The sequence below is a fragment of the Burkholderia sp. Ax-1724 genome (genome assembly GCF_011752995.1).
In the GTDB taxonomy this organism is placed as follows: Bacteria; Pseudomonadota; Gammaproteobacteria; order Burkholderiales; family Burkholderiaceae; genus Paraburkholderia.
This window is the reverse complement of record NZ_VWWL01000012.1, coordinates 21,570-45,374: the sequence shown is the minus strand read 5'-3', so window position 1 is coordinate 45,374 and position 23,805 is coordinate 21,570. Positions and strand designations below refer to the sequence as shown.

Here is a 23,805-nt window from a genome sequence, read left to right as displayed (position 1 = left end):
CGTCCGGGTTATCCGCGTGCGCCGAGACGCGCGGCGACCATGATCGCCTTCATCTCGCGCACCGCATTGTCCCAGCCCGCGAAGATCGCGTGCGCGACGATCGCATGGCCGATATTGAGTTCGACGATGCCGTCGATCGCCGCGATCTGCTGCACGTTCGTGTAGTGCAGACCGTGGCCCGCATTGACCTTGAGGCCGAGCGTCGCACCGAATTCGACCGTGCGCACGAGGCGCTCGTATTCGCGTTGCTGTTCGGCGGGGTCGTGCGCTTCGGCGTAACGGCCCGTGTGCAGTTCGATCACCGGCGCGCCGGCTTCATGCGCGGCGCGAATCTGCGTCTCATCCGGATCGATAAAGAGCGACACGCGCGAGTTCGCGTCTGCCAGTTGCTTGCAGGCGGCACGCACCGCCTCGAACTGGCCCGCGACATCGAGGCCGCCTTCGGTCGTCAGTTCTTCGCGCTTTTCCGGCACGAGGCAGACGTCGTGCGGCTGCACTTCGCACGCGATGTCGAGCATCTCCTGCGTGACCGCGCATTCGAGGTTCATACGCGTCTTCAGGAGCGGGCGCAGCTTGCGCACGTCGGCGTCGACGATATGGCGGCGATCCTCGCGCAGATGCAGCGTAATCGCGTCGGCGCCGGCCTCTTCGGCCATCAGCGCGGCGCGGATCGGATCGGGATAGGACGTGCCGCGCGCATTGCGCAGCGTGGCGACGTGATCGATGTTCACGCCGAGATCGATGACGGTCGGCGAAGTGAGAAAGAAGCTCATAGGTTCTGCAGGTCGATCAGGATCTGGCGCGTCGCCAGCGGCGTACCGCCCAGATAGGTGTTGAGCAGGAAGCGCATCAGCGTTTTGCTTTGCGCCACGGTCTGCGCTCGATGGTAATCGTCCTGTTCCATATCGAGCAAGGTTTGCCCCGCGATCACCGGCCACTGCGCGGGCCATTCGTCCGACGCTTCGCGCACGCCGCGCTCGGGATCGAACACGTAGCGGCCCTCGGCAAGCACCGCCTTGCGCGTGACGGTGCGATCGAGCGCCATCGCGTAGCCGGTTTCGCGCAGTAGCACCCGCTCGAACGAACGCAGCACCTGCACGGGCGGCTCGTCGTGCGCGAGGCGTGTCAGCGTGACGACGTAGTGGTGAAACAGTTGCGGATGCGGGTCTTCGCGCGCACAGAAGCGCACCAGCAGCTCGTTGACGTAGAAGCCGCACAGCAGCGCGTCGCCGGCCAGCGGTAGCATGCCGCCGACCCATTCGGCGCCGGTCAGCGTGCGCACTTCGGATTTGCCCGACCACGCGAGCGAAAGCGGCTGGAACGTTTGCAGCACGCCGCGCAGTGCGGAGTGCGGGCGCTTCGCGCCCTTCGCGACGAGCGCGAGACGGCCGTGATCGCGCGACAGCACGTCGACGATCAGACTCGTTTCGCGATACGGATAGCTATGCAGCACGAAAGCCGGTTGCTCCGCGATCCGGTATTCGGACGCGGAGGTGCGCGGCGCGCGGCGGGCCGGCGCTTTGCGCGCTTCGGCGCGCGGCTCGCCGTCCCCGGCAGACGCGCTTCTGGCCCTGGCCGGGGATTTTCTCGTGCTACGCGCGGACCGCGACGGCTCGTGCTCCGGATCGTCCGCCGCCGCGTCGGAATTCAGCGTCGCCGACGCGTCATTCGTACCCATACGCACGAAGCCCGGCTTCGTTGTCGGCCCAGCCGCTCTTCACCTTGACGAAGGTTTCGAGGTAGATCGGCCCGTCGAACAGCTTCTCCATGTCGAGCCGCGCTTCGGTGCTGATCTGTTTGAGCTTCGCGCCCTTCTGGCCGATGATCATCGCCTTGTGCATGTCGCGCTCCACGAGAATGGTCGCGAAGATGCGGCGCAGGCGCCCCTCGGTTTCGAACTTGTCGATCAGCACCGTGCTCGTGTACGGCAACTCGTCGCCGGTCCAGCGGAACACCTTTTCGCGCAGGATTTCGGCGGCGAGAAAACGCTCGCTGCGATCGGTCAGATCGTCCTCGCCGTAGATCGGCTCGCCTTCGGGCAGAAACGGCTTGACCGTCGCCATCAAACGCTTGATGTCGTCGGTATTTTTCGCCGACAGCGGCACGATCTCGCTGAATTCGCGCAGCGCGCTCATCTGCTGCATGAACGGGAACAGCGTGTTCTTGTCCGACACGCGGTCGAGCTTGTTCGCGATCAGCAGCGTCGGCACCTTCGCCGGAATCAGGTCGAGCACCTTCTGATCGTCGGGGCCGAAACGGCCGGCTTCGATCACGAACAGGATCGCGTCGACCGAGGTCAGCGTCGAGGTGACCGCGCGATTGAGCGAGCGATTCAGCGCGCCGCTGTGTTTGGTCTGGAAACCGGGCGTATCGACGAAGATGTACTGCGCGTCTTCGATCGTGTTGATGCCGGTAATACGATGGCGTGTGGTCTGCGCCTTGCGCGACGTGATGCTGACTTTCTGGCCGACCAGCGCGTTCATCAGCGTGGACTTGCCGACGTTCGGGCGGCCGACGATCGCGACCATGCCGCAGCGAAAACCAGTGGGAGCGGGAGTGTTCATATTCGGACTACGGCAGGTTCGGTTCGGCGCACGGCAAGCACGCGCCGATGGCAATCAATGGCCCGCATCGGCGACGCGCGTTTGCACCGCGCCGGCAACGCCAGGTTCGTGTTCGGCAGGCGCCGGCGCAACCGCGGCGGCCGGCACTTGCGCTTGCGCCGTGGTGGCACCCGGCGCGGCTTCGCGGTTGCGTTGACGGTCAGGACCGCGAGCTGGCGCGGCTTCGGACCGGGTGTCGGACGTGTGGTTCGCCACGGTTTTGTCCGCGGGCGGTTCGGCTTTGTCGGCCGGCTTGTCGGCGGCTTTCTCGCCAGTGCGATCGCTCATGTGAGCAGCCGGCTTGTCGGCTTTCTCCGCCCTTTCCGTGCGCTCGGCCTTCTCCTGTGCGCTGTACTCGACGTGAGCGGCACGGATCATCGCAAGCGGCGCGCCCACGGCTGCCGGCGCGCCGCGCTCGGCAACCGGCTTTTCCACGACGGATTTTTCCACCGGGGTTTCCGCCGTAGCAGTCACCCGCAGTGTGCTGCGCTCTACCTTGCGATCCGGCGTGCGCAAATCGAGGGCAGCCTGAACGCCGGTCACGCCGGGCACGATCTCCAGTTCGGCGTTTTTCGCCGCGCGAGCGCCCTTCGAGCGCTTCGGCTTCGCAACGACAGCGGGCGCCGCCGCCATCACTTCGTCGAGCGCCTTCTTGGCGGCCGCCTGCTCCGCCGCGCGCCGGCTCGCGCCCGATCCGGACACCTTCACGTCCAGCTTCGGTACCGTGCATTCGACTTCGAACTGCTGATTGTGCGCCGCACCATGAGTAGCGACGACCGTGTAGGTCGGCAACGCGATCTTGTGGCCTTGCAGATACTCCTGCAGCAGCGTCTTCGCATCCTTGCCGAGCGTGCGAGGGTCGATATGGTCGAGAATCGGCACGTAAAGGCGCTTGATGACCGTCTGCGCGGCCTCGAAGCCGCCGTCGAGAAATATCGCGCCAAGTACGGCTTCGAGCGTATCCGCGAGAATCGACGGCCGGCGGAAGCCGCCGCTGCGCAGTTCGCCCTCGCCGAGCCGCAGGCCTTCGGAAATATTGAGTGCCTGGGCAATCTCGTAAAGCGATTGCTGCTTCACGAGATTCGCGCGCACGCGCGACAGATCGCCTTCGTCGAGTCGGCCGAAACGTTGGAACAAAAGCGCAGCCACCGCGCAATTCAGAACGGAGTCGCCGAGAAATTCGAGCCGTTCGTTATGCGTGGCACTGTGACTGCGGTGTGTTAAAGCCTGGCGCAGTAATTCCGCATTGCGAAATTCGTAGCGCAAACGGCTTTCCAACGGAGATAGGGGCATGAGCAGAGTATAACGCGGGCGCCGGACCCGGCGGAAACGCGGAGCGCCTGCGGAAAAAGCGTGGTGAAGCGACGTTACCGCGAATTCTTAAAGTAGCGTGAGAACACGCCGCGACCGATATAACCGAGTTACCGGTTATCGGCGCGGCGTGTGATGCGAGCGACGCTGCGAACTCAATGGAATGAGCCGATGCGCCGCAGATCGCTGAAGTTCATCCAGATGAAAAATGCGCGGCCGACGATATTCTTTTCAGGCGCAAAACCCCAGTAGCGGCTGTCCGCGCTGTTGTCCCGGTTGTCGCCCATCATGAAGTAATTGCCCGGCGGCACCTTGCAGATCACGCCGCGTTCGTTATACGTGCAGTTGTCGCGATACGGATAATCTTCGGCGCCGACGATGAACGGCGGCACGGCCGGGTTATTCAGAATCGCATTCTTGCGGCCGTCGATATTTTCTTCGAACTGCTTCGCGTAACCGAGGCGCTCTTCGTCGAGATAATCGGGCAGCGGCGTTTCCGGAACCGGCTTGCCGTTGATCGTGAGCTGCTTGTCCTGATAGGCGATCACGTCACCGGGCAGGCCGATCACGCGCTTGATGTAGTCGACCGATTCGTCCTTCGGATAGCGGAACACCACCACGTCGCCACGCGAAACCGGACTGCCCTGCGTGATCTGCGTATTGGTAATCGGCAGACGCAGGCCGTATTCGAATTTATTGACGAGGATAAAGTCGCCCACGAGCAGCGTCGGCACCATCGAACCCGACGGAATCTTGAACGGTTCGACGACGAACGAGCGCACCACGAACACGACCAGAATCACCGGAAAGAAGCTCGCCGTGTATTCGAGCCACCACGGCTGACGCAGCTTGTCGTCGCGCAGACGCGCGCGCGTTTGCGCGGCGTTTTCATCGGCGAAACGCTCACCGATGCGTGCCTGTTGACGATCGAATTCGGCAACCGCCGCTTCCGCGTCGCGGCGCCGTTTCGGCAGGAAAACCAGTTTGTCAGCGACCCATGCGATACCCGTCAAAACAACGAGCACAAAAAGAATCAGCGCAAAATTCATAGGGTTCCGTTACTTAGCTTATTTGTCTTCGACACGCAGAATCGCGAGAAAAGCCTCTTGTGGAATCTCGACCGAGCCCACCTGCTTCATTCGCTTCTTACCCGCCTTCTGCTTTTCGAGCAGCTTCTTCTTACGTGTGATGTCGCCGCCGTAGCATTTTGCCAGCACGTTCTTACGCAACGCTTTAATATTTTCGCGCGCGATGATGTTCGAACCGATGGTGGCCTGCACCGCCACGTCGTACATCTGACGCGGAATCAGCTCGCGCATTTTCGCCGCCACTTCGCGGCCGCGGTACTGGCTTTGCGAGCGGTGCACGATGACCGACAGCGCGTCGACCTTGTCGCCGTTGATCAGCATGTCGACCTTCACGACGTCGGACGCGCGGTATTCCTTGAACTCGTAGTCCATCGACGCATAGCCGCGCGAAATCGACTTCAGGCGATCGAAGAAATCGAGCACGACTTCACCCATCGGGATTTCATACGTGAGCTGAACCTGACGGCCGTGGTACTGCATGTTGATCTGGTTGCCGCGCTTTTGCGTACACAGCGTGATCACCGCGCCGACATAGTCCTGCGGCATATACAGGTTCACGGTGACGATCGGCTCGCGCACCTCCTCGATCTTCGACGGCTCCGGCATCTTGGCCGGATTCTCGACCATGAGGGTCGTGCCGTCGCGCTGCAGGACTTCGTAGACCACGGTCGGCGCCGTCGTGATCAGGTCCATGTCGAACTCGCGTTCGAGACGTTCCTGCACGATCTCCATATGCAGCAGACCGAGGAAGCCGCAGCGGAAGCCGAAACCGAGCGCCTGCGAGACTTCCGGCTCATACTGCAGCGACGCGTCGTTGAGCTTCAGCTTTTCGAGCGAATCGCGCAGCGCGTCGTACTGGTTCGCTTCGACCGGATAGAGACCGGCAAACACCTGCGGCTTCACTTCCTTGAAGCCCGGCAGCGGCTCGGGAGCCGGCTGGCCCACGAGCGTTACCGTGTCGCCAACCTTCGCCGCCGCGAGTTCCTTGATGCCGGCGATGATGAAGCCCACCTGCCCCGCCGACAGTGATTCGAGATTCTTCGACTTCGGCGTGAACACGCCGATATGTTCGACCGGATACTGCGCACCGGTCGCCATCAAACGGATCTTGTCCTTCGGACGCAGCGTGCCGTTGACGATGCGCACGAGCATCACGACGCCGACGTAGTTGTCGAACCACGAGTCGATGATGAGCGCCTGCAGCGGCGCGTCCGGATCGCCCTTCGGCGACGGCACTTTCGCAATCAGCGCTTCGAGCACGTCTTCGACGCCAAGGCCGGTCTTCGCGCTGCAATGCGTCGCGTCGGTTGCGTCGATGCCGATCACGTCCTCGATTTCGGCAATCGCGTTTTCGGGGTTCGCCGCCGGCAGATCGATCTTGTTCAGCACCGGAACCACTTCGACGCCGAGTTCGATGGCCGTGTAGCAGTTGGCGACGGTTTGCGCTTCCACGCCCTGGCTTGCGTCGACGACGAGCAGCGCACCTTCGCATGCGGACAGCGAGCGGCTGACTTCGTACGAGAAGTCGACGTGCCCCGGCGTGTCGATCATGTTCAGGTTGTAGACCTGCCCGTCGCGGGCGCGATACGTCAATGCGGCGGTTTGCGCCTTGATGGTGATGCCGCGTTCGCGCTCGAGGTCCATCGAGTCGAGCACCTGGGCTTCCATCTCGCGGTCGGACAGGCCGCCGCAAATCTGGATGATGCGATCGGCGAGCGTCGACTTGCCATGGTCGATGTGCGCAATGATCGAAAAGTTACGAATATGATCCATTCAGTGCCGATCAAGCGAAAAGGCGCGCCCGGACAATAGCGGAGCACGCCTTGTAAGTAGGTGAAAAACCTATCTATTTTAGCCGAAAAGGCCGTCGGCCGGCGCATCTTGCAAAGGCCTGGCCTAAAGACGGCGCAGAAGATGCGAGAAATTCGATGTAGACGGCATCAATGGCGCATACGGGCAGCGCGCCGCGAATGCCGGCTCATGACGCCAGCGTTGCATGCGCTGCCAACGCCGCTCGCACCCGGACTTCGTCGAAATGGTAGTGACATAGCTCGACACCGTCGCAAACCAGAACCGGCACCCGTTCGTTGTAACGCGCTTCGAGCAGCGGATCGGTGTCGACGTCGATCACTGTTACTTGCGCGCCGAACTCGGCCAGCAAAGGTTCGAGCGCGGCGCGCATGTCCTCGCAAAGATGGCACCACGCGCGCCCGTAGAGCGTGAGCGATGCCGCCTTCGTCATTTCTGCGCGCTGCGCGGACGGATCGGCACGAACTGCGTGTTCTCACCGCGACGGACCAGCAGCGCCACCATCTTCTGCGGATCGAGATGCGCGGTCACGTCGTCGAACTGCTTCGCGCTCGTGATGTCCGTATCGCCCACCCGCAGAACGATATCGCCCTTTTGCAGCCCGACGCGCACGGCCGGGCCGTCCACTGCGTCGATCTGCACGCCGTTGTGAATCTTCAGCTCCTTCTGCTGATCGGCGGGAATGTCGCTGACGGCGATACCGAGCGCATTCGTCGCGCGCTGCTTCGGCGCCTTCGGCTGCTTCTGGTCCGCCTTCGCGACCTTGTCCGGCTGCATTTCGGCAATCGTGACCGGCAGTTCACGCGTTTGGCCCTTGCGCCAGATCGTGATCGTCGCCTTCGTGCCCGGCTTCGTATCGCCGACCATGCGCGGCAAATCCGTTGCGGTATCGACCGAATGGCCGTTGAACTTCAGGATGATGTCGCCCGGCTGCACGCCGGCCTTGTCTGCGGGGCCGCCCGGCTCGACGCTGCTGACGAGGGCACCCTGCGCTTTCGGCAGACCGAGCGAATCGGACACGTCTTTCGTGACTTCGCCGATTGCCACCGCGATGCGGCCGCGCACGACCTTGCCCGAACTCTTCAGCTGATCGGCCACGCGCATCGCTTCGTCGATCGGAATCGCGAACGAAATGCCCATGAAACCGCCGGTACGACTGTAGATCTGCGAGTTGATGCCGATCACTTCGCCCTGCATATTGATCAGCGGACCGCCCGAGTTGCCCGGATTGACGGCCACGTCGGTCTGGATAAACGGCAGATAGTCGCCGGTGTCGCGCCCCTTCGCGCTGACGATGCCGGCCGTCACCGTGTTCTCGAGCCCGAACGGCGAGCCGATCGCCACGACCCATTCGCCGACGCGCACCTTGTTCGAATCGCCGATGGTGATGGTCGGCAGGTTCGACGCGTTGATCTTCACGACCGCGACGTCCGTGCGGTCGTCCACGCCGATCAGCTTGGCCTTGAATTCGCGCTTGTCGGTCAGCGTGACGTAGATCGTGTCGGCGTCGTCGACGACGTGCGCATTGGTCATCACGTAGCCATCCGCCGACAGGATGAAGCCCGAGCCTACCCCGCTGTTCTGCTCGGAATCGTTGCTGTCCGGTGCATCTTGGCTGCCACCATTTCCGCCGCTGCTGCCACCGCCGCTGCCGCCGTTATCGCCGCCGTGCGGAGAACCCGGCGATTGCGGCGACTGGGGCAACGGAATGCCGAAGAAGCGACGGAAGAATTCGGACATGTCGCCATCGTCCATACCCGGCGGCAGGCCACCGCGGGACACGCCGTTCGACACGCGCGTCGTCGTGCGAATGTTGACGACCGCCGGGCCGACCTTGTCGACGAGATCGGTGAAGTCAGGCAGGTTGGCAGCGGGAGCCGCCGACGCCATATGCGGTGCGAGCGGCAAACAAGCCGCCACCACGACGGCCGCGAGGAATTTGCGCACCGAGAAAATCGTCATATCGTAGCAAGCCGAGGGATTTCAGGATTCGGAAGGATTACTTCGGAGCTTTGTATTCTATGGCAGACGCAAATTGCTGCAATGTGGTTTGGGGCACTTCACCCAGCAGGGTAATCCAGAAGTTGCCCTGGCGCTTGACCAGTACGTGCGTGGCGCCGCTATTGCCCGTGCCTTCCTTGCGCGAATTGTTCTCGACCGGCTCGACGAATACCGAAATGGCCGCGAGGCCATCGGAAAACACCGCCTGATCCACCGGAATGGGCGGCTGCCCCGCCTCGCGCGACGCCATCGGACGGCGCAACTGGCGGATCATGTGGAAACCCGGCACCGACGGCGTGATCTGCCAGCCTTGCGCGGCCATGTCGACCGGCTCGACCGGCGGCCGCACCACGGTCCACCCGGCCAGATTGCGAATGCCGTTGACGATGCCCGCCTTGTCGACCGGCACGCCGATACGGACCTGGGAAAACGATAGCTGTTCAAGCACCTGGCCGCTCGGGTCGAGCGTCTGCGCACGCAGCAGCAGGCCGGTCTTCCTGTCGGCCCAGAGCTTGTACGCAAAGCGGTACGCGTCCTTCGGATCGAGTTCCATCACGAGGCTGTCGACACCCGCGACACGGTCGTCGGCGAGCATCTTCGGCTCGTAGACGGACAGCACCTGCTCGCCGTCCACCGCCAGCAGCGCCGGAAACGAGTCCCGGTTCTGGCGCTTTTCGACGACGACGAGATGTCGCTCCGGCACGAACGTGAACATATCGTCGTTGTGGCGGAGCATCTTGCGGGGCTTGCCATCGAGGCTTTCGAGCTGCTCGAATTCGCCGTCCGCATGCGTCGAATAATGCGCGATGCGCGACGTCTGCACGAAATTGCCGCGCTGGTAGACGAACGCGCCCTCGTAGTTCTGCTGCTGGGCGGCCTGATGGATGCGATCGAGCAGTTCCGCGGCCGAGCGGCGGGCGGCGGCCGGATCGTCTTGTGCGAAGACCCGCGGTGTAGCGGACAACAACACGGCTGCACAGAACAGGAATGCCGGCAACCGCCCCCAGATAGTCGTTTTATTGAACCGCGAAGTCTGCATCAAACTATTGGCCCTGCGTGGAGACTGAAGCAGCGCGAATGACCGGCATCGAACCCGCCATGACCGGTTGTTGCGCAAACTGCTGGTGGGCTTCGAGGTATTGATCGAGGCTGGCGTCGCGAATGATGTTGGCGTCTTGCGACGACGGCACCGAGACCATGGCGACACGTTGCACCGCGTCGCCATGCGGCTGAAGCGAAGCGACCTGTGCCCCCGGACCGCCCGGCACGCCCTGCAATTGCGGCACGACGATCCACGTCAGCGTGGCGGCTGCCGCGGCAACCGCGAAGGCCGGCACGACGCGGCGGCGCAACCCGAGCAGACGGCGCGCGACAGGCACCGCGGCCGGCGCGAGCACATGCGGCTCGCTGTCGAGACGCGCGGCGAAACCGCTCAGAAATGCGCTGCTCCTTGCGGGACTGATCGCCAGATCGTCGGAACGCAGCGCGTCGCCGATCAGGTGATAGCTCGACCAGGCGGCATGATCGTCGCCGTCCAGCGCGGAAAGAAACTTGTCCAGATTCAGATGCCCTTCGTCGAACAGTTCACCGTCGACAAAAGCGGACAGACGCTCGCCGCGCGAATCTGCTTGCGATTGCATCGAGACCGACCCCATGATGCTCCCCATCTTACAAATACCCCGTAGTGACACCACTAATCCAGATATTGCACCCGTGCCCCGCTCGACCACTGGACGCCTAGGCGTTTACCAGCGCTTGCCTTCGGGTGTGTCAAGCAACGGGCGCAATTTTGCCGCAATGGCTTCGCGAGCGCGGAAAATTCGTGATCTGACAGTGCCGATCGGGCAACCCATCATCTCCGCGATTTCCTCGTAACTCAAACCCTCAATTTCCCGAAGAGTAATGGCAGTGCGCAGTTCTTCCGGCAAAACCGCCATCGCAGCATTGACCGTCTCGGCAATCTGCTTGCTCATCAACATCGACTCGGGCGTGTTGATATCCCTTAGTTGGTCGGCGTCCGAGAAAGTTTCAGCTTCTTCAGCATCCGCTTCGGTCGAGGTCGGCGCCCGCCGGCCCTGGGTGGCAAGGTAGTTCTTCGCGGTGTTGACCGCAATCCGGTACAACCACGTATAAAACGCCGATTCGCCGCGAAACTGCGGCAGCGCGCGATACGCCTTGATAAAGGCGTCCTGCGCGACGTCCTCGACTTCGGCGGGGTCCCGCACGAGGCGCGAGATCAGCCGGAGAATCTTGCGGTGGTATTTGGAGACCAGAAGCTCGAACGCGGCCTTGTCGCCCTTCTGGACGCGCTCGACCAGCACCTGATCAATTTCTTTTTCGCTCACCTGATAAATCCGTTAACTATAGGGCGCATGGCGGGGCACCATTGTAGCGTCCCCCTCATTGGGGCACGTTACTCCGGTAACAGCGGTTACAGTCGTTACAGTCAGGCGCCGGCCGCACGTCGGCCGAGCACGGAAAGTTCCCGGAAGACGGCGGCCGGAAGCGCGTCGGCCACGAGCAGCAAGGTACGTGTGCGCCCCCTTGGGCGACGATGCGCGCGGTCACGCGAATGAACTTCTTCAGGTTCGAGCACGAGAACCAGCAGCCGGCTGCTCCACTGCGCGCAGCCGGCCACCCTCCCTTGGGCGAGCAGCGTGCCCGCTGCGTCCCAGGCGGATAGATCATCCCGTCCGATCTGCAGCACAGCCGGCTGCGCCCGCTCATGCCTTGCCGCGCAAAGCGCCAGCAGCGCCCCCACGGCAAACGTCAACGGAACGGCTCGCCATGTACCCCATTGCGATGCGAGACAGGTATGGACGGCCAACGTCGCAATCAGCACGAAAGCCCCCAGCGCGGCGCGCATGGCAAACGAGCCACGCAGCGCGATGCGCTGCGTGGCTCTGCCCAACCTTGCTGCTTCCGGAGAAAGCGCCGGCAAGGCCGGCGTCGTGGACTGGTGCGTCACCCGCGATCAGGCGATCAGGCGCGCTTGAAAACCAGCGTGCCGTTCGTGCCGCCGAACCCGAACGAGTTCTTCAGCGCGACGTCGATCTTCATTTCCCGCGCCGTGTTCGCGCAGTAATCGAGATCGCAGGCCGGGTCCTGATTGAAGATGTTGATAGTCGGAGGCGACACCTGGTGATGCACGGCCAGCACCGTGAACACCGATTCCAGACCGCCGGCGCCGCCCAGCAGGTGACCCGTCATCGACTTGGTCGAGTTCACGACGATGTTTTTGGCGTGATCGCCGAATGCGCGCTTGATGCCGGTCGTTTCTGCGAGGTCGCCAAGCGGCGTGGACGTGCCGTGCGCATTCAGGTAGCTCACCTGATCGGTGTTGATGCCCGCGTTCTTCAGCGCGGCCAGCATGCAGCGGCGCGCACCGTCGCCGTCTTCGAGCGGCGCGGTCATGTGATAGGCGTCGCCGCTCATGCCGTAGCCACTGATTTCGGCGTAGATCTTCGCGCCGCGCGCCTTCGCGTGCTCGTACTCTTCGAGCACCATCACGCCCGCGCCTTCGCCGAGCACGAAGCCGTCGCGGTCCTTGTCCCACGGACGGCTCGCGGTCGACGGATCGTCATTGCGTTGCGACAGCGCGCGCGCCGCCGCAAAGCCGCCGATACCGAGCGGCGACACGGTCGATTCCGCGCCGCCCGCGATCATCACATCGGCGTCGCCGTATTCGATCAGGCGCGAAGCCTCGCCGATGCAGTGCAGACCCGTCGTACACGCGGTAACGATCGAGAGATTAGGCCCCTTGATGCCGAACTTGATCGACAGATGGCCGGAGATCATGTTGATGATCGAGGCCGGCACGAAGAACGGCGAAATGCGGCGCGGACCGCGATTGAGCAGTTCGGTTTGCGTGATCTCGATCATCGGCAGACCGCCGATGCCCGAACCGACCACGACGCCGATGCGCTCCGAATTCTCTTCAGTGACTTCGAGGCCGCTGTCGCGCATCGCCTGGATGCCGGCGGCCACACCGTAATGGATGAACGTATCCATGTGACGCGCTTCCTTACCGGGGATGTAGTCCTCGATATTGAAGCCCTTCACCTCGCCGGCGAAACGAGTCGAAAAGTTCGACGCATCGAACTTCGTGATATTGGCAATGCCCGACTTGCCGGCGACCAGATTGGCCCAGCCATCGGCAACATTATTGCCAACAGGCGAAATCAGCCCCAGGCCTGTAACGACAACACGACGGCGGCTCACGGTAACCCCTTTTTCATAGATGACAAAAGCAAAAGCCACAGCGGCCACAGGAATTCGCCCTGTGAGCCCTGTGGCTGTTTAAGTCGGCAATCGCGCGGAAAAATGCGCTGTCAACATCGCGGCTCCCTGCATGGCAAACGGCATACCCGAGGACACGCCGGAACGCGCCAGCCCCGCTGGCACCTGCAAGCGGCGCGGCAGGGCGTCATACGCCGCCAATGCAGAAACGCGGGCGCGAATGACCTTAGGCCTTGACGTTCGCGCGAGCGTAGTCGATCGCTTGCTGAACGGTAGTGATCTTCTCGGCTTCTTCATCCGGAATTTCCATACCGAATTCGTCTTCGAGGGCCATCACGAGCTCGACGGTGTCGAGCGAGTCGGCGCCGAGGTCGTTCACGAACGACGCTTCGTTCTTGATTTCCGCTTCCGCAACACCCAGTTGTTCCGCGACGATCTTCTTGACGCGCTGTTCGATATTGTCCATTACCCCTCCAAGGGAAAAGAAGTTCAAAAATACAGGTGCGCGCATTTTATCAGGTTTGACCCGGCAAAAAAGCTGCGCATCGGGTTCCTGTCAAGGCATGCGCCTCGTGCTTCTACAAACGCACAAGGCGCGGATAGTAACCGAATTTGGTTACTGCATATACATGCCGCCGTTCACGTGCAGCGTCGTGCCCGTGATGTAGCCGGCCTGCGGCGACGCGAGGAACGCGACCGCATGCGCGATGTCTTCCGGGCTGCCGAGACGGCCGAGCGGAATCTGCGTCTTCAGCGCGGTCTGCTGCTCTTCGGGCAGCCCCTTCGTCATGTCGGTGTCGATAAAGCCCGGCGCCACGCAGTTCACGGTGATGCCGCGGCTGCCGATCTCGCGCGCGAGCGCGCGCGTCATGCCCGCGACGCCGGCCTTCGCGGCCGCATAGTTGATCTGCCCCGGGTTGCCGGCCGAGCCGACCACCGAGGTGATGTTGATGATGCGGCCGCCCTTCGCCTTCATCATCGGGCGCAGCACCGCGCGCGCGAGGCGGAACACCGCTTTCAGGTTGGTGTCGATCACCGCGTCCCAGTCGTCGTCCTTCATGCGCATCGCGAGCTGGTCCTGGGTGATGCCGGCGTTGTTCACGAGCACGTGCAGCGCGCCGAATTCCTTGACCGTGCCGTCGATCAGCGCTTCCGCCGCCGCCGCGTCGTTCACGTTGAGCACGGCGCCGCGGCCGTTCATGCCGGCTGCGTTAAACGCTTCGGTAATCGCGGCCGCGCCGCTTTCGCTGGTCGCCGTGCCGATGACCGTCGCGCCCTGGCGCGCCAATTCCATCGCGATCGCACGGCCGATGCCGCGCGATGCGCCCGTCACGATTGCGATCTGCTTGTCGAGAGTCTTTTCCATCTGTCAGTCCGGAGGCCCTTCGCAAAAGGCTGATTGATTCCTGAGGTGGGTCAGGCGCGGGCACGCCGCAGTCTTGCGGCTCCCCCGCCGACGGTGAAAACGCTCAGCCCGCCGCGACGAGCTTCAGCGTTTCTTCGAGCGATGCCGGATCGAACACCGACGCGCCAGTGAGATTGCCGTCGATACGCTTGGTCAGGCCGGCAAGGACCTTGCCCGGACCACATTCGATCACGTGCGTGACGCCCTGCGCGGCCATTGCCTGCACGCACTCGACCCAGCGCACCGGACCGGCTGCCTGACGCACGAGCGCGTCCTTGATGCCGGCCGGCTCGTTGACCACGGCGACGTCGATGTTGTTGATGACGGGAATCGACGGCACCTGAACGTCGACGCTCGCGAGGTACTCGCGCAACTGGTCCGACGCGGGCTTGAGCAGCGACGAGTGGAACGGCGCCGACACCGGCAGCGGCAGCGCGCGCTTCGCGCCCTTTGCCTTCGCGACTTCGCAGGCCTTCTCGACCGCAGCCTTGTGGCCCGCGATCACGACTTGCGCCGGCGCGTTGAAATTGACCGCTTCGACGACGCCCGCCGCCGACGCTTCCGCGCACACCGCGCGCACCGCGTCGTCGTCGAGGCCGAGAATCGCGGCCATGCCGCCGACGCCCACCGGCACCGCCGTTTGCATCGCCTGCGCGCGAAAGCGCACGAGCGGCACCGCGTCGCGGAATGCGAGCGCACCGGCGGCGACGAGCGCCGTGTATTCGCCAAGGCTATGGCCCGCGACGATCGCCGGCACCGGACCGCCGGCCTGCTGCCAGGCGCGATAAATCGCGTAAGCAGCGGTCAGCATGACCGGCTGGGTGTTGGTGGTGAGATTGAGATCTTCGGCCGGGCCTTCGGCGATCAGTTTGCCGAGGTCCTGATTGAGTACGTCGGACGCTTCCTGAACCGTCTCACGCACGAGCGCGTGATCGGCGAATGCGTTGAGCATGCCAACCGCTTGCGAGCCTTGCCCAGGAAAAACGAACGCAAATTTCATATCGTCCCCAAAATCGGTTTAATCGGATGTGGCCGCGGCGAGCGGTTGCCGCATGGCGCGAGCAGCACGCTGGCCGCACGGGCGCTGCCAGCGGCGCGCCCCGCATGCGGCGATCAGTAGCGGATAACCGAGGCGCCCCACGTGAAGCCGCCGCCCACGCCTTCGATCAGCACGTTCTGGCCGCGCTTGATGCGGCCGTCGCGCACCGCGGCGTCGAATGCGAGCGGAATGGACGCCGCCGACGTATTGCCGTGCTCGCCCACCGTGACGACCATGCGTTCCTGCGGCAAGCCGAGCTTGCGGCAGGTGCTTTGCATGATGCGGATGTTGGCCTGATGCGGAATCAGCCAGTCGACCTGCTCGGCCTTCAGATTGGCTTTTTCGAGTGCTTCGACCGCGACCTTTTCGAGCACGTTGACGGCGAGCTTGAAGACCGCCTGGCCGTCCATATGCAGGAACGCGCTGCCTGTCACCACGCCGCCGTTCACGTTGCCCGGCGTGCAGAGGATGTTCGAGTGGCTACCGTCCGCGTGCAATGCGCTCGCGAGCACGCCTGGCTCGTCGGACGCCTGCAGGATCACTGCGCCCGCGCCGTCGCCGAACAGCACGCAGGTGGTGCGGTCCTTGAAATCGAGAATGCGCGAGAAGGTTTCCGCGCCGATCACGAGCGCAGTGCGATGCTGGCCGCTGCGGATGAAGCTGTCCGCCGTCGCGACCGCGTAGGCAAAGCCGGAGCAGACGGCCTGCACGTCGAACGCGGCGCCGTGGTTCTTGATGCCGAGCTTGTTCTGCAGCAGGCAGGCCGTGCTCGGAAACACGAAGTCGGGCGTGGAGGTCGCGACAATGATGAGGTCGATCGACTGCGGATCGATATCGGCCGCCTCGATCGCGCGCTGCGCGGCGATCAGCGCGAGGTCGCTCGTCGTGACATCGGGATCGGCGAAGTGGCGCGCGTGGATGCCCGTGCGCGCGACGATCCATTCATCGCTCGTTTCGACGCCCTGGCGGGCGAGACGCTCGGCCAGATCCTGATTGGTGACACGGTTGGGCGGCAGGTAGCTGCCGGTGCCCAGCACGCGGGAATAGATTGTGGATTGAGCCATTATGCCTTCGAGGATTGCGCAGCGTAGGGCTCGGCCGGCTGGCCTGCGATCGGGCTTGCGTGGCCCGCACCGCTTGCGTCGCGCGCCGCCTGTTCGAGAGAACCCGCGTTCTCTTCCATCGCTCGCGCAAGGCGCTCCAGCACGCCGTTTTTGACGGCATCATACCCGCGTTTGATGGCCCACTCAAACGCATAGGCATCGGCGGAACCGTGGCTTTTGATCACGAGGCCGCGCAAGCCGAGCAGCGCGGCGCCATTGTATTGCCGATGATCGACGCGTTTCTTGAAACGCATCAATACCGGCAGCGCGAGCACCGCCATCACCTTGGTCAGCCACGAACGGCCGAACTCTTCCTTGATGATATTGGAGAGCATCTGCGCGAGACCTTCCGACGTCTTCAGCGCGACGTTGCCGACAAAGCCATCGCAGACGATCACGTCGACGGTGCCCTTGTAGATGTCGTCGCCCTCGACGTTACCGTGAAAGTTCAGGGTACTCGCGCGCAGCAGTTCGCCGGCGCGCTTGATGATGTCGTTGCCCTTGATGACTTCTTCGCCGATGTTGAGCAGGCCGATGGTAGGCCGCTCCTTGCCCTCGAGCGCAGACACGAGCGCGTGCCCCATCTCCGCGAACTGCAGCAGATGCTGCGGCTCGCAGTCGACGTTGGCGCCCAGGTCGAGCATCATCGTGTAGCCATGGGGATTGGGCAATGCGAACGCGATGGCCGGGCGTTCGATGCCCGGCAGCGTTTTCAGCACATAACGCGAGACCGCCATCAGCGCGCCGGTATTGCCGGCGGAAATGCAGGCTTGCGCCTCGCTTTCCTTGACGCGGTTCAACGCCACGCGCATGGACGAATCTTTTTTCTTGCGCAGCGCGACCTCGACCGGATCGTCCATTGCGACGACCTCGGTAGCAGATACGACGGTCAGCGCCGGCAGATCCTGAGCCTTCAACTTCTTCAGCTGCGCACGAATCGCGCTTTCAATGCCGACGAGCAGCAACTGCGCATCGGGATGCGAACGAACGAAGTTGACGGCAGCGGGAACGGTCACGGACGGGCCGTGGTCGCCTCCCATGCAATCTATCGTGAGCTTTACTGTCATGGAGTGCGACGAATTTCAGACGCTCTGCCTGGGAGCACAGCAAGCGCTAACGCGCCAACTGCGATCGATACAAAAAAGCGGCAGTTGAATGCCGCCTTCCTGTCGAACCGGGAAAATGTCAAGCGAGCCGATCGCCACGCGAAACGCCACAGGGCGCAACGCAGTGAACGATTAGTCGTTCTTCGTCTTGACGATTTTCTTGCCGCGATAGTAGCCGTTCGGGCTGATGTGGTGACGCAGATGCACTTCGCCCGTGCTCGGCTCGACGGCCAGCGGCGCTGCCGTGAGGAAATCGTGCGAACGGTGCATGCCGCGCTTCGACGGCGACTTCTTATTTTGTTGAACTGCCATGACTAACTCCTAAAAATTTTCCGAATTCTAACACAGCCCGATACGGTCTCCGCCACTAGCCGACTGGCCAGGGCGCCCGCATCGCGCTCCCCTGCAACTGTTCAGTGCTTCCTGCCACCCGGCTCGTCGCGCTTGAGACTTTCGAGCGCCGCGAACGGATTGCGCCGCTCACCCGACTGCTCCGGCTCACCGCCTTCGCCCGCCTCGTCCTGCGCGGCTTCGTCGCCCTCGCCTTCGCTGCCGTCCACACCCGAGACAAGACTCTCGTGCACTTCAGGGCAGACCTCGTGCTTGGGCACAAGCGGCAAGGAAAGCAGCAACTCTTCTTCGATCAAGTCGATGAGATCGAACTGGCGCGAGCCCACGATCACCTCGACTTCATCCTCGTCGAGCGGAAACTCTTCGGCTTCCGCCTCCGTATTGACGATCCGGTAAGTTGCATCGACGTTGAACGTCTGCGAATACGGCGTCAAACATCGCTGACATTCGAGCCATGCGGCACCGTGAACCGCCATCCGCAGATAAGGCTGCGGACCTTCGGCGCCGTCGTCCTGCAATTCCGGCTGCGTCGTCCCTTCGGCCTGCCATGTGAACGCGGTATCGCGATCTGGCGCATCCGCCGGGACTTCGTTTAACATGCGCGGCAGTTGCGAGACGCGCACGACACCCGCGGCCTGGCGCCCGCTCCGCGTAAATTCGAACAGATCGAGTTCATGCGGGTCGGACAGACCTGCAGGTTTGCCAGGATGTTGAGTCATGTGCGCTCCTGCGTCGGCAAGCGTGTTGCCGGGGTGATCCGCGAAGGAAATCCACCGCGAAAATAAACCGGTGTGCGAGACAGCCCGCGAGGCTTGCGGCCGTTGCGTTGGCCTCTGCGTTTCAACCGGCTGTTCAACCCGCCGGCCGGCTTTCTTCAATCACCTTTCTTCGACCCTTCGCACAACTTCTGGAGCGCTGAAAGCCATCGAAAGCCACTGAACGCGCCCAAGCCCGTCGGCGCAAGCATACCGTGAAAAGCCCAAAATCATATCTGTTTTGTCTTTTCGAGTCAAACACTTAAGCCCGTACGCGCGCGAACTCCGCGCGGCCCGGTACGACCCGCCTCCCTAGCCGCCCGTCAATCATGTCAGATTCCCCCAAACGCCCGCCACGCCTGATTCTGGCGTCGAGTTCGCCATATCGCCGCGAACTGCTCGAACGCCTGCGTGTGCCGTTCGACGTCGTCGTGCCCGCCATCGACGAAACGCCGCTCGCGGGCGAAACGCCCGAAGCAACCGCGTTGCGCCTGTCCGAAGCCAAGGCCCGCGCGGTCGCCAGCGGACTTGGCGCCGACGAGCACGCGCTCGTGATCGGCTCCGACCAGGTCGCCACTTACGACGGCCTGCAGATCGGCAAACCGGGCACGCACGACAAGGCACTCGCGCAATTGCAGGCGATGCGCGGCCGCGAAGTGCTGTTCCATAGTGCGCTATGCCTGTTCGACAACGCCACGGACAACGCGCAAAGCGTCGACGTGATCACCCGCGTGCGCTTTCGCGATCTGCCGGACGCCGCGCTCGACGCCTATCTGCGCGCCGAAACGCCGTACGACGTTGCCGGCAGCGCCAAATCCGAAGGGCTCGGCATCGCGCTGCTCGAGGCGATCCATTCCGACGACCCGACCGCGCTCGTCGGCTTGCCGCTGATCGCGCTATCGAGCATGCTGCTCGCGGCCGGCTATCCGCTTCTGGGGGCACGATGAACGGCACGCTCTACCTGATTCCCAATACGCTCGGCGAAGGCGACACGAACGCACTCGACGCCGTTCTACCCGCGCCGGTGCGTGCCCGCGCGGCGTCGTTGCACTATTACATTGGCGAAAACGCGAAAACCACGCGCGCATTTCTGAAGAAGGTCGGCACCGAACGGCCGATTCAGGAAATCGAGATTCGCGAGCTGAACGTCAATACGCCCGCGGGCGAGATCGACCGCCTGCTTGCCCCGCTGCTCGCGGGCACCGACGCGGGCCTCGTCTCCGAAGCCGGCTGTCCGGCGGTTGCAGACCCGGGCGCGCTGCTGGTGCGGCGCGCACACGAGCGCGGCGTGAAGGTCGTGCCGCTGGTCGGACCGAGCTCGATCCTGCTCGCACTGATGGCCTCGGGACTCAACGGCCAAAGCTTCGCCTTCCACGGCTATCTGCCGGTCGACGCAGCGGAGCGTGCGAAGCGCCTGCGCGATCTGGAGCAGCAGTCGCGTAAAGGCAGGCAGACGCAGATTTTCATCGAGACGCCGTACCGCAACCGCGCGCTGCTGGACACCTTGCTCGCGACCTGCGCGCCGTCCACGCTCGTCTGCGTGGCGGTCGATCTGACGCTGCCGAGCGAAACCGTCGCGAGCCGCACCGTTGCCGACTGGAAGAAAAAGCCGGAGATCGATCTGCACAAGCGGCCGGCCATTTTCCTGATTCTGGCGGCCTGAGCGCAACGATCCGGGGGCAGTTGTCCCGGTCGGCAGGCAGGAAATTTGCCGCGATATAAGCAGAAGCCCGCGCAATCGTCGCCGATTGCGCGGGCTTTTCGCAGACTTCCGATCATTGGCAGACCCGCGGCAGAACAGTCCGCGCTCAGTGCAGATTCACCTTCGCACCGAGCGCCATCGCCCGAACCGCACCCGCGCCTACCGCCGCGCCGAACTTGCGCGCAACACGATCCGTAATGCTCTCTTTTACCGTGTAATCGACGATATCCGGCGCTTTGAAGATTTCGCGCGCGACGTAATCGGGATCGCCGAAACCATCGGCAAGACCCAGCTCGACGCTCTTCTGCCCCGTCCAGAACAGGCCCGAAAACATGTCCGGCGTCTCATGCAGACGCTTCCCGCGCCCCTCGCGCACCGCGTCGATGAACTGCGCATGAATCTGATCGAGCATATCTTGCGCATGTTCGTTCATCTTCGGCGTTTCAGGCGAAAACGGATCGAAAAAGCCCTTGTTCTCACCCGACGTATGCAGCCGGCGCTGAACCCCGAGCTTGTCCATCAAGCCAGTAAAGCCGAAGCCCTCCATCAGTACGCCGATCGAACCGACGATGCTCGCCTTGTCGACATAGATCTTCTCGGCCGCCGCGGCCGCATAGTAGCCGCCCGACGCGCACATGTCGCCGACCACGACGTAGAGCGGAATCGACGGATATTTGCCGCGCAAGCGGCGGATTTCGCTATTGATGATGCCCGCCTGCACCGGACTGCCGCCCGGGCTGTTGCAATAGAGAATCACACCTGCCGTGTCGGAATCCTCGAACGCGGTATCGAGCGCGGTATTGATATCTTCGGCGTTTGCATTCGTATCGGCAGCGATTTCGCCATCAAGTGTCACCATCGCCGTATGACGGCCGGTGGTCGCAACCCTCTCGCCAGAGAAGTTGACCGCGCCCCATACGACGAATGCGAACACGGCCAGCAGCACGAACCGGAAGAAAATGCGCCAGCGGCGTGCCGCGCGTTGCTCGTTGATCGCCGCGAGCGCAATACGCTCGAGTGCGGCACGCTCCCAGCCCGGTTCGCCGGCAGGCGTGCGGGAACGGCCACTCGGGGTGGGATCCGGGGTGGGATCTTTCGTCTCGGGAGTCAAATTATCGGACATGCGGGCAAGGGAAAGGTTGGGAGAAAGGGACAATCAAGGCGTAGCGGGCAGCAATTCGCCGTCAGGCAGCCAGAATACCGCGCTTCCTTCGGGCGTATGGCGCTCTTCGACCTGCACCGGGCGCAATCTGCCGCCGCGGCACGGTCCACCCACGCATTTGCCGGTATCTGGCGCGTAAATCGCGCCATGTGTCGCGCACATCAAATATAAACCGGACGATTCGAAGAACTGCCCTTCCGACCAGTCGAGCTCCATCGGCACATGGGCACAGCGGTTCAGATAGCCATAAGCGCGGCCATCGTAGCGGATGAAGAACACCACGACATCGTGACCGCCAAGCCGCGCCTCGTGCCGGATACCTACCCCGCCGTCGACCAGCTCGTCCGCCGCGCAAATACGCACGGCCTGGACCGCACCAGTAGCAGCTGCGCCCGCCCCATCGCCACTCATGCATTCTCCCGCAGCCAGCCAGACAGATCGCTCACGCTCGAAGCGACGAATTTCGGTGCCATGGCGCTCAGCGAGTCGGCCGGATGCGCGCCGTAAGTCACGCCGATCCCGGCCACGCCGGCATTGATCGCCATTTGCAGGTCATGCGTCGTGTCGCCAACCATGACCGTGCGCACCGTATCCTGCCCCAATTCGCGTGTCAGTTCGTGCAGCATCGCCGGATGCGGCTTGGAGAACGTTTCGTCGGCGCAACGGGTGCCGTCGAACAGGCTCGTCAGGCGCGACTGGTCGAGCGCACGGTTCAGCCCCACGCGGCTCTTGCCGGTCGCCACGCCGAGCAGATAGCCCTGTTCGCGCAAGTCCTGCAGCATCTCCCGCACGCCCGGGAACAGCTCCGTGGTCTGATCCTTCACCAGATAGTGAAAGCGATAGCGCTCGGCAAGACGCGGATAGTCGGCCGGATCGAGCGTTGGCGCGGCCAGTTGCAGCGCGTCGCGCAAACCGAGGCCGATCACGTAACTCGCGGCTTCGTCGGCGGGAACCGGCAAACCCATATCGCGGCACGCCGCCTGGATACTGCGCGTGATATGCACGGTCGAGTCCATCAACGTGCCGTCCCAGTCAAACACGATCAGATCAAATTGCTCTCTAGCCATGCGATGTCGTCTCCGGGTCGAACCCCGTGCGTAATTCGTTGAGTTGGGCGATAAAGCCGCGGCAGTCGGCCGGCAACGGCGCTTCCAGCTGCAAAGGCGCGCCGGTGGCCGGGTGCGCGAGCTTCAGCCGGTACGCGTGCAAAAACATGCGCTTGAGGCCCGGCTTCGCGTTGGCGCGCGCAAGCGCCTTGTTCAGCGCGAAATCGCCGTATTTGGCGTCGCCGACGATCGGTAGTTCCAGATGCTGCAAATGGACGCGAATCTGATGCGTACGCCCTGTCTTCAGTTCGGCTTCGAGCAGCGCGTATTCCGGCCAGCGATCGACGAGGTTGAAGACCGTATGCGACGCGAGCCCGTCCGGCTGCACGCGCACACGGCGCTCGCCGTCCGGCGTCATGTACTTGTGCAACGGCGCCTTGACCGCGCGACGGCGGCCCCAGTCGGCCGCCCACTCGCCGTGGACGCACGCGTAGTAGCGCTTGTCCATCTGGTTCTCGCGAATCTGCTCGTGCAGGTTGACGAGCGCGGCGCGTTTTTTCGCAAGCATCAGGATGCCCGAGGTCTCGCGATCGAGCCGATGCACGAGTTCGAGGAATTTCGCCTGCGGCCGTGCCCCGCGCATCTGCTCGATCACACCGAACGCGACGCCACTGCCGCCATGGACCGCCACGCCGGCCGGCTTGTCGATCACGAGCAGATGCTCGTCTTCGAAAATGATGTTGAAACCGCCGCTCGGCACCGGCACATGGGCGGGCGCCTCGCCCTGCTGCGCGACGCGGATCGGCGGCACACGCACGAGGTCGCCGAGTTCGAGCCGGTATTGCGCGTCGATCCGCCCCTTGTTCACACGCACTTCGCCGCTGCGCAGGATGCGGTAAATATGGCTCTTCGGCACGCCCTTGCAGACGCGCAGCAGGAAGTTGTCGATGCGCTGGCCGGCCGAGCCGTCGTCGATTTCGATCAGCGAAACCTGGTCGCTCGCCACCGCGCTTGCAACCGGTCTCTGGGATGTTTTGCCTAACTCTTTCATTCTGAATATAATTTGCCCAGCAGTCCGCGGCGGC

26 protein-coding genes are annotated in these 23,805 nt (G+C 63.2%); 2 read left to right on the top strand and 24 right to left on the bottom strand.

What is annotated here, in order from left to right; translation table 11 throughout:
• Nucleotides 1–8: 8 nt before the first annotated feature.
• The 20 genes from pdxJ to F3J19_RS15795 all read right to left on the bottom strand — a co-directional run bounded on the left by pdxJ (nucleotide 9) and on the right by F3J19_RS15795 (nucleotide 18,774).
• Complete coding sequence (gene pdxJ / locus F3J19_RS15890) at nucleotides 9–773, bottom strand: pyridoxine 5'-phosphate synthase (protein ID WP_167042968.1); 765 nt, start codon at nucleotides 771–773, stop codon at nucleotides 9–11.
• Nucleotides 770–1,678 carry a DNA repair protein RecO gene (gene recO / locus F3J19_RS15885; RefSeq protein WP_167042966.1) on the bottom strand — a complete coding sequence of 303 codons (909 nt, stop codon included), beginning with the start codon at nucleotides 1,676–1,678 and terminating at the stop codon, nucleotides 770–772. The genes pdxJ and recO overlap by 4 nt, the downstream gene beginning before the upstream one ends.
• Entirely contained in the window at nucleotides 1,665–2,564 is a 900-nt protein-coding gene (gene era, locus F3J19_RS15880; RefSeq protein WP_167042964.1) for a GTPase Era, read from the bottom strand. Before era ends, recO begins: the two co-directional genes overlap by 14 nt.
• Nucleotides 2,565–2,618: 54 nt before the next feature.
• Nucleotides 2,619–3,896 (bottom strand): ribonuclease III, encoded by a 1,278-nt coding sequence (rnc, locus tag F3J19_RS15875; RefSeq protein ID WP_167042963.1) that lies wholly within the window; start codon nucleotides 3,894–3,896, stop codon nucleotides 2,619–2,621.
• Nucleotides 3,897–4,069: 173 nt separating this feature from the next.
• Nucleotides 4,070–4,963 carry a signal peptidase I gene (gene lepB, locus F3J19_RS15870; protein WP_167042961.1) on the bottom strand — a complete coding sequence of 298 codons (894 nt, stop codon included), beginning with the start codon at nucleotides 4,961–4,963 and terminating at the stop codon, nucleotides 4,070–4,072.
• An 18-nt stretch (nucleotides 4,964–4,981) separates the two neighbouring features.
• Complete coding sequence (lepA, locus tag F3J19_RS15865; protein WP_167042959.1) at nucleotides 4,982–6,775, bottom strand: translation elongation factor 4; 1,794 nt, start codon at nucleotides 6,773–6,775, stop codon at nucleotides 4,982–4,984.
• Between the two features lie 205 nt (nucleotides 6,776–6,980).
• The gene (locus F3J19_RS15860; protein ID WP_167042957.1) at nucleotides 6,981–7,244 is read right to left on the bottom strand and encodes a glutaredoxin family protein; all 264 of its coding nucleotides are present in this window, start codon (nucleotides 7,242–7,244) and stop codon (nucleotides 6,981–6,983) included.
• Entirely contained in the window at nucleotides 7,241–8,773 is a 1,533-nt protein-coding gene (locus F3J19_RS15855; RefSeq protein WP_167042955.1) for a DegQ family serine endoprotease, read from the bottom strand. The genes F3J19_RS15860 and F3J19_RS15855 overlap by 4 nt, the downstream gene beginning before the upstream one ends.
• A gap of 37 nt (nucleotides 8,774–8,810) precedes the next feature.
• Nucleotides 8,811–9,851, bottom strand: coding sequence for a MucB/RseB C-terminal domain-containing protein (locus F3J19_RS15850; RefSeq protein WP_167042953.1), 1,041 nt, complete (start codon nucleotides 9,849–9,851; stop codon nucleotides 8,811–8,813).
• A 4-nt stretch (nucleotides 9,852–9,855) separates the two neighbouring features.
• Nucleotides 9,856–10,467, bottom strand: coding sequence for an RseA family anti-sigma factor (locus F3J19_RS15845; RefSeq protein ID WP_167042951.1), 612 nt, complete (start codon nucleotides 10,465–10,467; stop codon nucleotides 9,856–9,858).
• A 90-nt stretch (nucleotides 10,468–10,557) separates the two neighbouring features.
• Nucleotides 10,558–11,157 (bottom strand): RNA polymerase sigma factor RpoE, encoded by a 600-nt coding sequence (rpoE, locus tag F3J19_RS15840; RefSeq protein ID WP_006051939.1) that lies wholly within the window; start codon nucleotides 11,155–11,157, stop codon nucleotides 10,558–10,560.
• Between the two features lie 101 nt (nucleotides 11,158–11,258).
• On the bottom strand, nucleotides 11,259–11,678 hold the full coding sequence (locus F3J19_RS15835) for a hypothetical protein (RefSeq protein WP_167043239.1): 420 nt from the start codon (nucleotides 11,676–11,678) through the stop codon (nucleotides 11,259–11,261).
• A 116-nt stretch (nucleotides 11,679–11,794) separates the two neighbouring features.
• The gene (fabF, locus tag F3J19_RS15830) at nucleotides 11,795–13,033 is read right to left on the bottom strand and encodes a beta-ketoacyl-ACP synthase II (protein WP_167042949.1); all 1,239 of its coding nucleotides are present in this window, start codon (nucleotides 13,031–13,033) and stop codon (nucleotides 11,795–11,797) included.
• A gap of 244 nt (nucleotides 13,034–13,277) precedes the next feature.
• A complete protein-coding gene (acpP, locus tag F3J19_RS15825; protein WP_004197638.1) occupies nucleotides 13,278–13,517 on the bottom strand; it encodes an acyl carrier protein in 240 nt (79 codons plus the stop codon).
• Between the two features lie 150 nt (nucleotides 13,518–13,667).
• Complete coding sequence (gene fabG / locus F3J19_RS15820) at nucleotides 13,668–14,417, bottom strand: 3-oxoacyl-ACP reductase FabG (protein ID WP_167042947.1); 750 nt, start codon at nucleotides 14,415–14,417, stop codon at nucleotides 13,668–13,670.
• Nucleotides 14,418–14,520: 103 nt separating this feature from the next.
• Complete coding sequence (fabD, locus tag F3J19_RS15815) at nucleotides 14,521–15,456, bottom strand: ACP S-malonyltransferase (RefSeq protein WP_167042945.1); 936 nt, start codon at nucleotides 15,454–15,456, stop codon at nucleotides 14,521–14,523.
• Between the two features lie 113 nt (nucleotides 15,457–15,569).
• The gene (locus tag F3J19_RS15810) at nucleotides 15,570–16,559 is read right to left on the bottom strand and encodes a beta-ketoacyl-ACP synthase III (protein ID WP_167042943.1); all 990 of its coding nucleotides are present in this window, start codon (nucleotides 16,557–16,559) and stop codon (nucleotides 15,570–15,572) included.
• Complete coding sequence (plsX, locus tag F3J19_RS15805; protein ID WP_167042941.1) at nucleotides 16,559–17,665, bottom strand: phosphate acyltransferase PlsX; 1,107 nt, start codon at nucleotides 17,663–17,665, stop codon at nucleotides 16,559–16,561. The genes F3J19_RS15810 and plsX overlap by 1 nt, the downstream gene beginning before the upstream one ends.
• Before the next feature lie 171 nt (nucleotides 17,666–17,836).
• A complete protein-coding gene (gene rpmF, locus F3J19_RS15800; RefSeq protein WP_167042939.1) occupies nucleotides 17,837–18,016 on the bottom strand; it encodes a 50S ribosomal protein L32 in 180 nt (59 codons plus the stop codon).
• Between the two features lie 101 nt (nucleotides 18,017–18,117).
• Complete coding sequence (locus tag F3J19_RS15795) at nucleotides 18,118–18,774, bottom strand: DUF177 domain-containing protein (RefSeq protein ID WP_167042937.1); 657 nt, start codon at nucleotides 18,772–18,774, stop codon at nucleotides 18,118–18,120.
• A 365-nt stretch (nucleotides 18,775–19,139) separates the two neighbouring features.
• Between F3J19_RS15795 and F3J19_RS15790 the strand changes: the two genes are divergently transcribed.
• Both F3J19_RS15790 and F3J19_RS15785 read left to right on the top strand, forming a co-directional pair.
• Nucleotides 19,140–19,757 (top strand): Maf-like protein, encoded by a 618-nt coding sequence (locus F3J19_RS15790; protein ID WP_167042935.1) that lies wholly within the window; start codon nucleotides 19,140–19,142, stop codon nucleotides 19,755–19,757.
• A complete protein-coding gene (locus F3J19_RS15785) occupies nucleotides 19,754–20,473 on the top strand; it encodes an SAM-dependent methyltransferase (protein ID WP_167042933.1) in 720 nt (239 codons plus the stop codon). The genes F3J19_RS15790 and F3J19_RS15785 overlap by 4 nt, the downstream gene beginning before the upstream one ends.
• A 145-nt stretch (nucleotides 20,474–20,618) precedes the next feature.
• Here the strand turns inward: F3J19_RS15785 and F3J19_RS15780 are convergent, their stop codons facing one another.
• Genes F3J19_RS15780 through F3J19_RS15765 form a run of 4 tightly spaced genes read right to left on the bottom strand, consistent with a single transcriptional unit; the run spans nucleotide 20,619 to nucleotide 23,771 of the window.
• Nucleotides 20,619–21,635 (bottom strand): S49 family peptidase, encoded by a 1,017-nt coding sequence (locus F3J19_RS15780; RefSeq protein ID WP_167042931.1) that lies wholly within the window; start codon nucleotides 21,633–21,635, stop codon nucleotides 20,619–20,621.
• A gap of 33 nt (nucleotides 21,636–21,668) precedes the next feature.
• Nucleotides 21,669–22,085 carry a Rieske 2Fe-2S domain-containing protein gene (locus tag F3J19_RS15775; RefSeq protein ID WP_167042929.1) on the bottom strand — a complete coding sequence of 139 codons (417 nt, stop codon included), beginning with the start codon at nucleotides 22,083–22,085 and terminating at the stop codon, nucleotides 21,669–21,671.
• Nucleotides 22,082–22,741, bottom strand: coding sequence for an HAD-IA family hydrolase (locus F3J19_RS15770; protein ID WP_167042927.1), 660 nt, complete (start codon nucleotides 22,739–22,741; stop codon nucleotides 22,082–22,084). Before F3J19_RS15770 ends, F3J19_RS15775 begins: the two co-directional genes overlap by 4 nt.
• Nucleotides 22,734–23,771: an RluA family pseudouridine synthase gene (locus tag F3J19_RS15765; protein ID WP_167042925.1), complete on the bottom strand. Its 1,038-nt coding sequence runs from the start codon at nucleotides 23,769–23,771 to the stop codon at nucleotides 22,734–22,736. The genes F3J19_RS15770 and F3J19_RS15765 overlap by 8 nt, the downstream gene beginning before the upstream one ends.
• Nucleotides 23,772–23,805: the final 34 nt, after the last annotated feature.